Below are 13,036 nucleotides of genomic sequence, written 5' to 3'. Positions count from 1 at the left end.
TTTATCGTATACTTCTCCCCTCTATTCTGTACCTCCCATAGGTATCCAAAGTCCTTCGTCATGTTTTCCTCTCCACCCCAGTTCCCTTCTATCTGCCTCTTCTCCCCTTCTAACCCTGCCTTCACCTTCTCAAGCCTTTCCTTCGCCTGCCCTTTCGCTCCCGCTATCTGCTTTTCCAACTCTTCTAAACGCTTATCTATCTCCTCCATACGCCTCTTGTCCGTTTCTAATTTCTCCTTCTCCATTTGATACCCCTTCAGCCCCATAAAATACTCATATTCCCGCCCTACCTCCGTTAAATTCCCATTCCTGTCATAAAGATCGTGCACCGCTGTATTCCCGCTCTTCGCCGCCCTCACCAACTTGTTCGTCATCATATGCACAAACTCCCCTCGAGAAGAATACCCATCAATAACCTCTTTCCCTCCATACATCTCCATCGCTTTATCAGTGGCTTCTTTGAGTCTCTGGTGCCCTAACTCATATAACTCCTTCGCCGTAAGCTTCGAAAAGTCCTCCTCCTTCCCTAAAAAAACATTCGTCTGCTTAAGCATATCATCAAGATCCCCTCTCTTTATCAGTTCCCTCACCTCCCTGTTTATCTCCTTATTCATCGCTACTTCATTACGATAATCCCTATAATCCTTATTCACCTGATCAGCATACTCAGATAAATCCTTCACCCCCCTGCTCGCATTATCCCCCAAGGCTCCCCGGGAATATTCCCTCGCCTTCTCCATCTTCCACTCATATTCAGCCTGCTTCATCGCCTTTTCACCGTAACTGCTCAAAGAAGACTTGCCCCCATCCTGGGCCCACTTTTTCTTCGCTATCTCCATCGCCCTTTCATATTGGGGATCAACAGCAAAACGAGTGGCCTGTCCCTTCGAACCAGAAGAGGGTTTCGTCCCTTTTGGCTCTTTTCCTCCCTTATTCCCCTTTTCTGACTCCCCCTCCTTCTTCCCTCCCGTTAAACCCTCCACCACCTTCTTCGCCTCCTGCCCTACATACGCCGCTATCTTGCTCGCCGTATCCACAACCGAATTCACCGCTCCCGCAATCGCATTCCCTACCGTATTCACCGCCTTCGAAACACCTTCCGCTATCGAAGACAAAATACCCTTCTTCTCCGATGATGAAGATGAACTCGTCGAACTCCCGGAAACAGAACTCTTCTCACTACTCGACGATGATTTGGAGGGTGTGTCTTCTTTCTTGCTCCCTCGCCCTTCTATGTCCTCCCCCTCCTGCTCCATCTCAAGCGCCTCCCTCACATCCTCAGGCGCAAGTTCCCCAAGCCTCTCCTCCACCAGTTTCAGCGCCTCTTCTACCCTCCCTATCTCTTCCTCTATCTCCTTTTTCCGCCTCTCTATCTCCTCCCTCTTCTTCTTCGCTTCTTCATACGCCTCCTTCGCCCTCTTCTCCTCTTCCTTCGCTACTGCAAGCTCCTTCTCAAGCCTCTCCCTCTCCTCCGAAGACAAGCCCTCTTCAAGCTTCCTCTCTATGTCCTCCCGTCTCCCCTTCGCTTCCTCATACACCTCAAGCCGCCTCCCCTCCTCAAGTATCGCCTCCTCCCACTCCGCCGTTACCTCCTCCCTCTCCCTCTCAAGTTCCCTCTTCCGACCAACCAGCTCCCTCTCCCGCCTCGTTAGCCTCCCCCTCTCCTCACTCCGCCTCTTTTTCTTCTCCTCCTGCAACACCACAAGCACAAAACCCGCCATCGGATGCTGCTTACTGAACGGTAACCGGTTCTCCCACGGCATCGTGTCCCATGGATATCTCTTCTCATGCCACTGACGTACTATCTCATCTAACCTCGTCTCCACCGTCCGACCTTCCCTCGCCGACGTTACCAGCGACCGAACCGCCGATACCACCTCCTGTATCGTCACCCCCTTCTCCATGTATTTCCTCACAAGATGGGGATCCTCTCGCCCCTCAAACCTCTTCGCTTCCGTGTACCCTATCGCCCCATAGACTCGCCCCTTCGCTGCACTCTCCGCCCGCCACACCGCAAGCGTTACCTGTGACTCCTCCATACGAAAAGAACTATACACATCCTTCGCTTTCATCTCAGAAAGAAAACTACGACCCGGCAAAGAAAAAGAACTCCCCATCGAACCGATACGAAGATACTCCTGCCCATGCGCAAGAGTCCCAAGAAGACCGGCAAACGCCGCCCCTGCTACCACCTTCTTCACTTTCCGCTTCAGTGCGCTTTCATACTCATGGTACTTCATACCACACCTCCACTCAATTTTTATTCTTCAAACCTTTTTTCTCCTAAAATTATACCACCTCTCCCCCTCCCTGTCAACTCTTCCCCGCTTCCCCCGTGAAATTTTTTCCCTTTCGCCCCCTATTTTACCATAGTCCCTCCTCCATGTCAATGGGCATTGGTCACAAGTTTTAGTATTTTTCTTCCAAGCCCGAAATACCCAAATGAAAGAACAACAGAGACAAAACCCTTTTCTTCTCCTACAACCTCTTTTTCAAAGCCTGGAGAAGAGCGATTTCCTTGTCCTCAGAAACCTTGTTTGAAGCATCATAAGGAATAGCAAGCCCCTTTTCGATCATGGTAGCCGCTTCCTCCTTCCGACCAAGATCGAGAAGAAGTTCAGCATAAAAACGGTATGCCGTCCGATTGTTCGGATTGAGAGAAAGAGCCTGCTTGTAGTCTGCCTCTGCCTTTTGCTTATCTCCCACACTGATCCCCGCAGGAGCCCGATGATACACACGTCCCCGCAGGTTATAAAAAGCCCCATTGTCCCAGTTGGGATTAATCGCCATTCCCTTGGCAATCGCATTCATGATAGGCTTCACTGCCCCAAGACTCTGCATAATCCCATTGGCCTCCCCCCAGGACCCAAGACACACCCCAAGCCAGTACCAGCCCTCTGGAGCATTGGGATTGAGCTTTGTAGCTTTTTCCGCCGACTCCTTTCCCTCTGTAAAAATCACCTTCCGTTGATTTTTATCCTTCACAAAATTTTCCGCGTAATGATAGGCCGCACGGGCAAACTTCCACGCCACTTCATAAGAATCCGGTTTCTGGGCCACCAATGCTTTGAGTGTTTCATAGCCCTTTTTTGCCCCCTCTAAGGAATTCCGTTCACCCCAGTAATCCTCTTCCGCCCAGAGCATAACACCCACAAGCATCAAAACACCAATCGTAAATCTTTTCATACACCCTCCTTCTGTTTTCCTTTATGCCATTTCCTTGAGAATCTTCTCTTTTTCTGTTGTGAGAATATCAAGCACCGCCTCGTACTGTTCCCTATTCAGGGCAATCCCCTTTTTGGTGGGTTTCCACTCCCCCTCTTCCTCATAGTACTTCCGAATATCCAAATACTTTTGCCCGTTGAATTCTGAGATACTGATAATAATATTCCCCTTTTTCACTTCTCCAATACGAACATTTTTTTCCTCTGCCATCGTTACCTCCTCTTTTCAAGGATAATTTTAAGGGAAAAATTTTTTCTGTCAAGAGACCTACTTGCTCCTCAAAATATACACCCCATTCCAGTCCTCAGGGGGCGGATTTTTCATAAACTCTTCACAGCGTTCAAGATAGGTTTTTGAAGGCGGATCCTCATACTCCTGCCACAAAGAAAGAAAAATTTCCCTCGCCTTGGCCCACTGTCGCTTTTCATAGAGCTCAAAACCCGATTGAAAAAGTTGAAGAATCTTCTCCTTTTCTGCAGAAAGCTTTCCCACACGCTCCACAAGTTCATACACTGCAATAGGCTGGCTTTTGCCCTTTACCCGGATGATATCAAGTCGACGACACACAAAATGATCCTTCACCTGTTCATAGGTACTTTCAGACATCATGGTATAGGTACCATAAAACTTATTTGCCCCTTCAAGACGAGAAGCCAAATTCACCGTATCGCCCATCATGGTGTAGTTCATTCGCTGACGAGACCCCATATTCCCCACCACAGCAGGCCCTGAGTTCATTCCAATCCGTGTTTTGAGAAGGGGATATCCCCTCTGCACCCATTCCATAGCCAGAAGAGAAAGTTTCAGCTGAATCTCAAGAGCCGCCATCGCACAACGATAGGCGTGGTCGCTTTGTGTTACCGGGGCTCCAAAAAACGCCACAATGGCATCCCCCTCAAACTTGTCCACCGTTCCCCCATACTTGAGAAGAACATCCGTCGCCGCCGTGAGATACTCATTGAGAAGTGATACCACCTCCGAAGGAGAGAGTTGCTCAGAGATAGACGTAAATCCTTCCACATCAGAAAAAAACGCCGTGATTTCCCGCTGTTCACCCCCCAATTGAAGTTGCGAAGGGTCATTCAAAAGCTCCTTGATCACCACCGGAGAAAGATAATAGGAAAAAGCCTGCTTGATAAACTGCTTTTGCTTATCAAAAATCAAGAATTTATACACCACATAGGAAACAGAAACAAAAAGCCACAGAAGAACAAGGAAAAATACATGCACATGTCGACCAAAAAACACCATACTCCCTACCATCCAGAGACCAAGAAGAATCCAGTTTCCCCCAACAACCACCACCTCTTGAAGAGCACTCTTGGCCCAGCGACTCATCACCACCAGAAGAAGCAAAAGAATACCCACTGCCACCCCATCCCACCACCAATCAGCAAACAGGAAAAAATTCTCCATCAGAATGGTATTCATGAGATGCACCTGAAGCATCACCCGTGGAGCCGATGGGTCAAAAGGAATAGCCCCCACATCGGTGGTAGCCGACGCCGTGTATCCAATCACCACCACCTTATCCTTGAGATACTGCAGAAGCTCTTCATACCTCTTCACCATTTTTTCAACCTCAGCAAGGTTTTGTTTTTCTTTTGTCCCCCTTTGCAAACTCTCAAGATAGGACTTCCATTCCCGATATTCCAGAAGAGTGGCCAACGAAAGCATATTCGTCCAGGGCTGGGTTTTCCAGCCACCTATCCAGCGCACAAGCATTTCTCCTTTCTGATTCACCGGAATGCGCCATGTTTTTCCCTGAGAAGGAAGAACAAGAAAGCCCTTTTCCATACGAATGGCCGATTTATCCACCCCTAAGGCATCCAAAAGATAGGCAAAAGAAAGTTGTGGAACATACCTCTCGTGAAAACGCCGAAGAAGAGCCGCCTGCCTCAGAACCCCATCGGCAGACTCATCACTGGTGGTATCCCCAAGCCCCGCCGCATACATATAGAGAGGAAAAACCGGAAACTCCATGGCCGGCTCCTCATAAAAACCCTCCATCCCTTCTGTCCTGTCTATGGGAAGAAAAAATCTCTCATAAACTAACTGAAGTTCCGCATTCTCCTCACTCCACATTGCCCGTTTTTTCTCACTCTCAGCAACTCCCCGGCAGGCCAAATATACAGGACTCCCATCAAGGGCCAAGGCTTCCCCTAACCGAATATCCTGATTGACAACCACATTCTCTACATTCTTTTCACCACTCTCATACCTTTCCACATCGACCCAGAGAGGAGCTGGATCAATAAACTCAGAGTCGATAATAATCGCCCTTGCCCCCCATTCTTTGAGTACCTCGATGGCTCTGGCAAGGACAAGCCTGGGAACAGGATACACACGGATCCTGTCTATCGTAGCATCATCAATATTCACATACACAAAAATATTTGTCGCCCTTTTGCCAGGATGAAAGTACCCAAGACCATCCTGAAGCCTCATCTGAAGGATCTGTCCCATAGGAGTCAAAGATATCCCCAGTGCCAGTCCCAACGCCACCACGACAATCCCTATTTCTATCCAGATCTCCCTCTTCATACCCTCTCCTTCAGATGGTTTTTATCCAGATCTCTTCAACAGGCCTTTTCGGAACATAGTGGGTACCCTTCTCATCCCGATAATATTCTATTCCCCTCTCCACCGGGACAATCACCACCTTTTCCTTTGGTTTCCCAAGAGCCACCACAAGCCCTACCCCAAACCATTCTTCCATACCCACCACCTCCCTCACCCGGGCAGGATCAAAACTCCCGATCATACATCCCCCATACCCATCAGAACCAGCTAACAGAAGAAGCGTTTGCGCCGCAATCCCTATATCCATCGCCGGATTCTGAGTAAGCCGACTGTCATACCCGATGACCACATAGAGAGAAGGGCGTTCTCCCTCTTTTGGTGTCCCTTTGCCTTTAAGATAGCCAGCCCACCCCAAAAGAGGGAAAAGCCTCTCCCTTGCCTCAGCACTGCGAATCACCACATACCGGAGTGGCTGAAGATTACGCGCCGAAGGGAGAAAGCGAAGTGTCTTTATCCAGGCTTCTACTTTTTTGAAGGGAATTTCCTTTGTCTCATCAAACCGGCGAAAACTCCGACTCTTCTGAACAAGAGAACCAAGCTTCATCTTTCCTCCTATAGGCTAATATTCATCCCAAAAGAAATCTGATAAAGGGGTTTGTCCTTATTGATAGCAAAGGCGTCCCCCTTGATCATCCATCCCCCTGTGGCAAAAAAGGTAAGTGAGGGATCAATTTTCAACACCATCTGAAGGGCAACCTCATGCCCAAGGAGATTCTCAGACCCATAAAGAGAAACCATGGTGATATCCTTGTTCTCAAGACGAGAAAGAAGCCCATACACACCAGAGATGAGAATCCTTTCGTTTCTGTCTCTCCAGGTTATTCTGCCCTGCACCATCCAGAGATTCGCTACAGGATGGACAAACACCGCTGGACCTTCTATTTTGCCCACTCCCGTAAAACGGTTCCATCCCTCAGAAGAAGCGTTTTCCCCGGAAGCGGCAAGATACCGTACCATTCCCTGAAGAGGCATCTTTTTTGACCCAATGAGCACCTTCATCTCCGTTGCCCAGGCTGATACCTTCTCAGGAACCGAAAGATTGGTGAAGGTAATTTCCCCTGTTTCATACCAGAGATGAGTGCTATAGCCAAGCCATGAGAGCACACTGCCCTGTGCCCCACAGGCTATATCCACAAGCGATGTCCTGAAATTCGTCCTCATATCCACACTCCCCGCTCCACCAATCCGGAAAAAAGACAAAACCAACAGCGGAAAACTCACCGACACACCCGTGTACAACCGATGATTGGTCTGAGTAGAAGCAGGACGATTGCTCTCCACCCACTCTGTAAACCCGGCATATCCTACAGCCCCCTCAAGTCGCACCCCATTCCAGAAAAGCTGTCCACCTAAACCATCCGCACTTTTCTCAAGAAGCCTCCCCTCATCTAACGAAAACCTCTCTCTTCCGACAAGTACTGCCCACACCAGGCCCTCTCTTTCCCCCTCACTTTTCCAGCACAATCGACGAAGCTCCCAGCTGTTGGAGAGGTTTGTCCCAGAGAGAAAGGTGTCTCTCACTATCACATCCAACCCATGCCCACGAGAAAGAAAAAGTTGTCCCCGTCCCTCAATACTATATATCCCATAGCCATAGGTGGTATTTTCACTATCGTTCAAGATCACATAGACCGGCGTCACCTGAAGCCCTATATCCCCATACCACCCATACAAAGAGGAAAAGAGTAACGCCATCCAGAGATATTTTTTCATAGGTCCCTCCTACAACTTTTGAGGATCACCAAGGAGTTTTGCGATATCATCAAGCGACAACTCCTCCCCTAAAAGCCCTCTCAAAAGATCCTGGATCTCAGAGAGGGTCTTTTCATCCTTGACCTCATCCAGAACACCAACGATCTCCTTGAGTTTCTCACTATCATCCCACACGGTTCCCCCTGGAGAAACCTCTATATTCTGTTCAGTGAAAAGCTGACGCCCTACCGCCTCCACATGACCGGAAAGCACGGTCACCTTCATCCCCTCTATCGCACTATAGGAAACCACCTCTTCTGTTCCACGAACAGAAGCCGTTCCCTTTGGGGTCTGAACACGAAACTCCACTTTGCCCTGGGGTGGCTTGTTATACTTCACCTCCACCGTTCCAGTTTTAAGACTCACATCTGTAGAGACATTCTGGCCTGCCGTTTTTTCTGTGTAGGTCACAAGACTCATCGGTTTCACCACGCACCGGACATAGGGGGATTGAATCTCCACCTGAGACTTGACCCCTGTCATGATCTTTGTCCCGGAAGGAATCTGATCCCCCTTCTTGACCACCTGCCACGTTTTATCCACAAAGGCCCTCACATCTCCCTGAACAGAGACAACCTCTCCTGCATACAAAACACAGGGAAGCACCATCCACCAGAGTATGTTTTTCATAACCACCTCCTATTGAAACTTTCCTACGATTGCCACCATCTCCGCACCCGTAAGTGGCATACCGACCACCACCTCACTCCCCACAAGACCAGCCTGTTTTGCCGCCTGAAGAGCGTATCTCTCCCACTTCGTGAGCCTGTAGAGAAGTCCTGGCTGGATTTTCCCGGCCATGATCAGGATTTTAGCGAGTTTCCCGGCGGTTAACCTCTCCTCTGGCTTCAAACCCTCATATTTTTTCCAGGAAATCTTTTCCATCGTCACAGTACTCTCCTCTAAAGACTCCACAAGCCACACGGCATCCCTCACCGTCACTGAAGGAGACTCAATCCAGGTGGCTATCTGTGAAGCCTCAAGCCCAAAAGCCACCAGTGGTATAACCATCATCAAAAACACCTTTTTCATATACCCTCCCTTTTATGGCAATTTTGCCCGAATCTCCGCAGGCATCACTTTTTCCCACGTAAGATAACGGAAACGATACAGATCGTTTATGCCGGAACCAAAACTTTCTTCCCTCGCAAAATACACCTCATAGGTTTTCCCATCGACAAAAGGATCACCTACCCCAACGAGCCCCGGATACACAGGTCGAATATTGGTGGTAACCGTATTCCCTTTGAGAGAAACCACGATCTGCTGAAAAATAGACGTAGTCCCCCCAAGAGGCAAAGAATACTCCATTGTTCTCAGCATCACAAAGTTGGTTTCTCCAGGTGAAATCACTCCTATTCCCCCAATGGGAGCCATGAAAAACTCTACCACTTCTGACGCACTACTTATATTTTCTTCTGCATATGTCCAGCTACCACTATAAGAAATCTTGATCTTTCTCACTTCTGTTCCATTGCCAAAGAGTGGCCACAACTCCCAGCCCGTACCATTCCATACAGGAATAACATAAGGATAAAAATGCGGAAGAACCACAGAAGAAGAGAGAGATAGATCCTTCCCAAGAACCGATACACCCCCATCTCTTTGAAGAAGAGCGACTTTCACTCCATTACTTTCTCCAACATAAACCGCATACAAACTCATCATGAGATTCTGCTGAATTCTTTTCGGCGCCATCATCTCCCCATCCTCAAGAATTTCCGCTGCATAGAGGTCATAAGAAGCCATTTCATTCTGTCTCATAAAAAAAAGATAAGACTTTCCCCACGGAGCATGATACACCTGAGGCTTCAATTCATTGGTACCCGAAAGACTTATCCCATACGAGGAACCCTTCGCATTGGTGAGAGGCTGAAGAGCCGTCACCAAAGAGAGATAATCAGGAGCGGTGGCCTCTTCATCAGGGACTACAAACCCGCATCCCACCATCATACAACCAACACCAAGGACAACCACTATCCACCATCCTTTCATCATCGCCCTCCTCTCTATTCCCATCATCAGGGAAGTTTTTTTCCTATATCCTTAGGTATCATTTTCTCAAAGGTGAGATATCGAAAACGATAGAGATCCCTTTTTCCTGTCGTCGTATCTTTTAAAGAAAAGTAAACCTGATACCCTTCTTGCACATCTACAAAGGGATACCCCACATTGGTCAGAAAAGTATAGGCAGGATAATTAGTTTCCCACCTCTGCCCTGCCAAGAACCGAATCCATCGTATCTCAAAGGTAGTAAAAGCACCAGCCCCCACGCCTGCTGACCGAACATTCAATAAAATCACATTGGTTTCCCCGGGTTCAACGATCCCTACCCCATGAAACGTCCCAAGCCCCATCACCGAAAACAAATACTCTTCAGCCGGATTACTACTCAGACTAGTCACACGATATCTGGTAAAAAAATCTCCATTGAAAAGCCCCACAAGCCAGAATTCCCACTGTTTTGTTTCTCTGTTCCAGACTGGAAACGGAGGCGTTGCCATCTCTACATAGGCTGAAGAACCATTATTGGTTACCTGAAGATTATGATCAAGGAGAAAAAGATAGCCGTCCCGTGTACCGAAAATAACTTTTTTTCCCTCAAGCGTATCTTCCCAAAGATAACAAGGCATATATACCGAAGGAACCCCTAGTTTTGTTGCCCGAGTAAAAAATTCTTCCTCCATCTTTTCTGAAACATAAGGATAGGTAACGCCATTTTCTCTATCAGAAAGAAACACAAGATATGATTTTCCCCAGGAAGTATGAAAAAGTTGAACGGCATACTCCTCACTTGTCTCAAGACTAATACCGTACCTTGCACTTTTCACTTGTTCCGGACTTTCATAAATAGCAAGCAGTTTCTCATACTCCAGAGAAGAAGCTTCTTTATCCTCCGCCACAAACCCACACCCCAAAAGAAACACCACCACACACCACAAACCCACCACCCTTTTCATACCGACCTCCTTAATGTTTTTGATTGTGCACTGCAAAAGCCTTTGCTATAAAGTAATACGTTTCAACTCAAAAAAAGTGAAATTTTTGCCCAAAATCCACCTACAGTATAATAAGTGAGAAATTTTCTTGCAATTTTTGAACGCGGCTTTTTGCCTACTGTCGTTCCACACTCATACAGAATGGTTATCTTCACACAAAAACTGAATGCTCGCTTAACCATCTTTTCTCTTTCAGTTTTAGGCTCTTTTTGTTGCCCATTTTTCTTTTTCCACGAAGCGCTCCCGCGCGGGGCAAAAGGGGCTCCGCCCCTTTTGAAAACCCCATCCCACCCCTGCGGCGGTTACAAAAAAGGCCTTGTCCTCGTCGCATGCTACGCATGCGCCTCGGACGGAAGACAGGCCGCTTTTGCGAGCAAGTAGAAAGACCTCATCTCTTTCCGGGGAAGTCCTTCCTCCGTGGGCGACCTCAACTCGTCCTCCTGACTTCGGAAGCATAGCGCCCACCTCGCTCCGCCGATTCCCCGCCAAAGCGGGGGCCCCGCGGCTACGCTTCGGTGGGCTTTTCGGGCAGAGCAACAGAAGAGGTCGCCCCGGACACCTCCTGTGTCCTCCCGTCGAAAGGACTTTCCCGTCGGAAACCAAAGGGTCCTTTTCATAACCGCAAAAGCGGCCCGGCGGATACTGAGCGAAGTCGAAGTGGGGTACAGAAAAAAAAGGGGGTGAAAGAAAGAACGGGTCTTCCTCTCCAGAAGGGGGCATTCTTTTACCAGCCCGCAGGGCACGTATCCCCGCCGGGGCTTCTCTGAGGCCACACCGCAGGCAGGGGCGGGGGAGGATGTGGCGACAACTCAGCAAGAAGGGGGCTTTCTGAGACTACAAGGCCCTGGGCTATAACTTTGTGTCAGCAAAACACCCCATTGGTTAAACGTTTAACCAACCTCCATACAAACCCAAGTAGTGGCTATCACCTTCTTTCAGGGAAAAAGCCTGCCACCGCTATTACTATGTCTCAGCAAAGCCCCCGCGGCTACGCTTCGGTGGGCTTGCGGGTAAAAGCCACACAAGATGTCGCCTCGGGCACCTCCCGTGCCCTCACTTCGGAAGAACTTCCCCCTTACAACAAAGGGCACACGACCGCAAAAGCGGCCCGGTGGATACTGAGCGAAGTCGAAGTGGGGTACAGAAAAAAAGGGGTGGTAAAAGAACCGGGCATTCTTTCACCACCCTGCAGGGCTTCTGCTCCCGTTAGGGCTTCTCTCAGGTGGCACCGCGGCAGGGGCGAAAGCTATGACTTTGTTTCAGCAAAGAACAAGGGTTTAGCTGAAACAGGGTAATAGCTCTCTCTTGTCGTAATGCTTTTAAACTCAACTTTTTTCAATAGGCATCATAACAGAAAGCTTTTGTGTTGTTTCCCTGTTCATAAGAAATGTGGAAATAGGTATTCAGTTTCATATGTGGAACGACAGCAAGAAAGCACCTGTGCAAGGGTCTCGATTTTCAAAGATTATCCTCTTTGGTAGAGGCCTGAGCTAACTGGAGTTTGTACCATTTGAGAGGATCGATAACCGTGGTGCCATCGCGGATTTCAAGGTAAAACTTTCTCCCACTCTGAATAGTGGCCACCACATCTCCCCGAAGGACCTTTTCCCCCTTGCGAACCGTGATAGTATCCAGTTCTCCAAACACAATGCGCTTCTCTTCTCCCATGGAGAGGATAACCACATTCCCAAAGCCATATAACCACCCTGTGTATTCTATCACACCAGAAACCGTACTCCGAAGAGGGGTTGTCTCTTTTACCCGAATCCTTACTCCACGACTGGTGGTCTCTACAGAGTGGATGAGCGAAGGAGGAACAGGAAACTCCCCTTTCCAAGACGAGGAGGAAGGAGAAGGAAGAGATGACGGCGCGTCGCTTTCTTTCGCCTGATAGAGAGAGATCTTTTCTCCCACAAAAAGGGTGGTGGTGGTTTTGTTATTCCAGAGAAGAAGGTTACTCACACTCACGCCATACCGACGGGCAATACTATAGAGGGTTTCTCCCGGTTGTACAATGTGCTGAATCCTTTTCTCCGGGAGAGAAACAGCGGATGAGGCAGGAGGAGAAGAAGGACTTGGGGTGGTGAATATAGGAATAAGAAGCTTTTGCCCCACATAAATGGTTTCATGGGGAAGCTGATTGCAGAGAATGAGAGATGAAAGGGGTGTGGAAAATCTTTTTGACAACCCGAGAAGAGAGTCACCACTCTGAACAGTGTATTCTTTTACCTCATCGGGAAGAAGAAGGGTTTGCCCCACTCTCAAGGTATCCGAGGAAAGTTCATTGAGACGCCTGATATAGGTAGCCGAAATACCCGTTCTTCGGGCAATGCCAAGAAGCGTATCCCCAGGTTGAACGGTATACTCTTTAGCATAGATGGTGACAAAAACAAGACAACAAAAGAGCGCAAAACCCATTCGACGTCGAATCATAATACATATATCGACATTTTCACCAAAAAGAAAAGCCGCCTTGT

General features: G+C 48.4%; 11 protein-coding genes (1 of these 11 running past the window's edge). All 11 read right to left on the bottom strand.

Annotated elements, in window-relative coordinates:
* Positions 1-2,240: the 5' portion of a hypothetical protein gene (locus BREVNS_RS07390; protein WP_483426380.1), read on the bottom strand. The gene continues 670 nt to the left of window position 1, outside the view; only the first 2,240 of its 2,910 coding nucleotides appear in the window; its start codon is at positions 2,238-2,240; its stop codon lies beyond the left edge, outside the window.
* A 238-nt stretch (positions 2,241-2,478) separates the two neighbouring features.
* Positions 2,479-3,186 carry a tetratricopeptide repeat protein gene (locus tag BREVNS_RS07385; protein WP_483426379.1) on the bottom strand — a complete coding sequence of 236 codons (708 nt, stop codon included), beginning with the start codon at positions 3,184-3,186 and terminating at the stop codon, positions 2,479-2,481.
* Positions 3,187-3,207: 21 nt separating this feature from the next.
* Positions 3,208-3,435 (bottom strand): transcriptional coactivator p15/PC4 family protein, encoded by a 228-nt coding sequence (locus tag BREVNS_RS07380; RefSeq protein ID WP_483426378.1) that lies wholly within the window; start codon positions 3,433-3,435, stop codon positions 3,208-3,210.
* A gap of 57 nt (positions 3,436-3,492) precedes the next feature.
* Entirely contained in the window at positions 3,493-5,769 is a 2,277-nt protein-coding gene (locus tag BREVNS_RS07375; RefSeq protein ID WP_483426377.1) for a CHASE2 domain-containing protein, read from the bottom strand.
* A 10-nt stretch (positions 5,770-5,779) separates the two neighbouring features.
* Positions 5,780-6,352: a nitroreductase family protein gene (locus tag BREVNS_RS07370; RefSeq protein WP_483426376.1), complete on the bottom strand. Its 573-nt coding sequence runs from the start codon at positions 6,350-6,352 to the stop codon at positions 5,780-5,782.
* 8 nt (positions 6,353-6,360) lie between these two features.
* A complete protein-coding gene (locus BREVNS_RS07365; RefSeq protein WP_483426375.1) occupies positions 6,361-7,521 on the bottom strand; it encodes a hypothetical protein in 1,161 nt (386 codons plus the stop codon).
* A 9-nt stretch (positions 7,522-7,530) separates the two neighbouring features.
* Positions 7,531-8,190, bottom strand: a complete 660-nt coding sequence (locus BREVNS_RS07360) for a FecR domain-containing protein (protein WP_483426374.1) — start codon at positions 8,188-8,190, stop codon at positions 7,531-7,533.
* Between the two features lie 9 nt (positions 8,191-8,199).
* Positions 8,200-8,592: a hypothetical protein gene (locus BREVNS_RS07355; RefSeq protein WP_483426373.1), complete on the bottom strand. Its 393-nt coding sequence runs from the start codon at positions 8,590-8,592 to the stop codon at positions 8,200-8,202.
* Between the two features lie 12 nt (positions 8,593-8,604).
* Positions 8,605-9,555, bottom strand: a complete 951-nt coding sequence (locus tag BREVNS_RS07350; RefSeq protein WP_483426372.1) for a hypothetical protein — start codon at positions 9,553-9,555, stop codon at positions 8,605-8,607.
* Between the two features lie 26 nt (positions 9,556-9,581).
* Positions 9,582-10,520 carry a hypothetical protein gene (locus BREVNS_RS07345; protein WP_483426371.1) on the bottom strand — a complete coding sequence of 313 codons (939 nt, stop codon included), beginning with the start codon at positions 10,518-10,520 and terminating at the stop codon, positions 9,582-9,584.
* Between the two features lie 1,497 nt (positions 10,521-12,017).
* Positions 12,018-12,992 (bottom strand): murein hydrolase activator EnvC family protein, encoded by a 975-nt coding sequence (locus BREVNS_RS07340; protein ID WP_483426370.1) that lies wholly within the window; start codon positions 12,990-12,992, stop codon positions 12,018-12,020.
* Positions 12,993-13,036 lie beyond the last annotated feature (44 nt).

This window comes from Longinema margulisiae (assembly GCF_025266855.1).
GTDB lineage: Bacteria > Spirochaetota > Brevinematia > Brevinematales > Thermospiraceae > Thermospira.
Note: the sequence above shows the minus strand (reverse complement) of the source record. Positions and strands in the feature narration are given on the sequence as shown.

Bases quoted from the DNA above. Each gene is read 5' to 3' on its own strand.
- BREVNS_RS07355 (WP_483426373.1), bottom strand. From the start codon at position 8,592: ATGAAAAAGGTGTTTTTGATGATGGTTATACCACTGGTGGCTTTTGGG.
- BREVNS_RS07365 (WP_483426375.1), bottom strand. From the start codon at position 7,521: ATGAAAAAATATCTCTGGATGGCGTTACTCTTTTCCTCTTTGTATGGG.
- BREVNS_RS07375 (WP_483426377.1), bottom strand. From the start codon at position 5,769: ATGAAGAGGGAGATCTGGATAGAAATAGGGATTGTCGTGGTGGCGTTG.
- BREVNS_RS07350 (WP_483426372.1), bottom strand. From the start codon at position 9,555: ATGAAAGGATGGTGGATAGTGGTTGTCCTTGGTGTTGGTTGTATGATG.
- BREVNS_RS07380 (WP_483426378.1), bottom strand. From the start codon at position 3,435: ATGGCAGAGGAAAAAAATGTTCGTATTGGAGAAGTGAAAAAGGGGAAT.
- BREVNS_RS07345 (WP_483426371.1), bottom strand. From the start codon at position 10,520: ATGAAAAGGGTGGTGGGTTTGTGGTGTGTGGTGGTGTTTCTTTTGGGG.
- BREVNS_RS07385 (WP_483426379.1), bottom strand. From the start codon at position 3,186: ATGAAAAGATTTACGATTGGTGTTTTGATGCTTGTGGGTGTTATGCTC.
- BREVNS_RS07360 (WP_483426374.1), bottom strand. From the start codon at position 8,190: ATGAAAAACATACTCTGGTGGATGGTGCTTCCCTGTGTTTTGTATGCA.
- BREVNS_RS07370 (WP_483426376.1), bottom strand. From the start codon at position 6,352: ATGAAGCTTGGTTCTCTTGTTCAGAAGAGTCGGAGTTTTCGCCGGTTT.
- BREVNS_RS07340 (WP_483426370.1), bottom strand. From the start codon at position 12,992: ATGATTCGACGTCGAATGGGTTTTGCGCTCTTTTGTTGTCTTGTTTTT.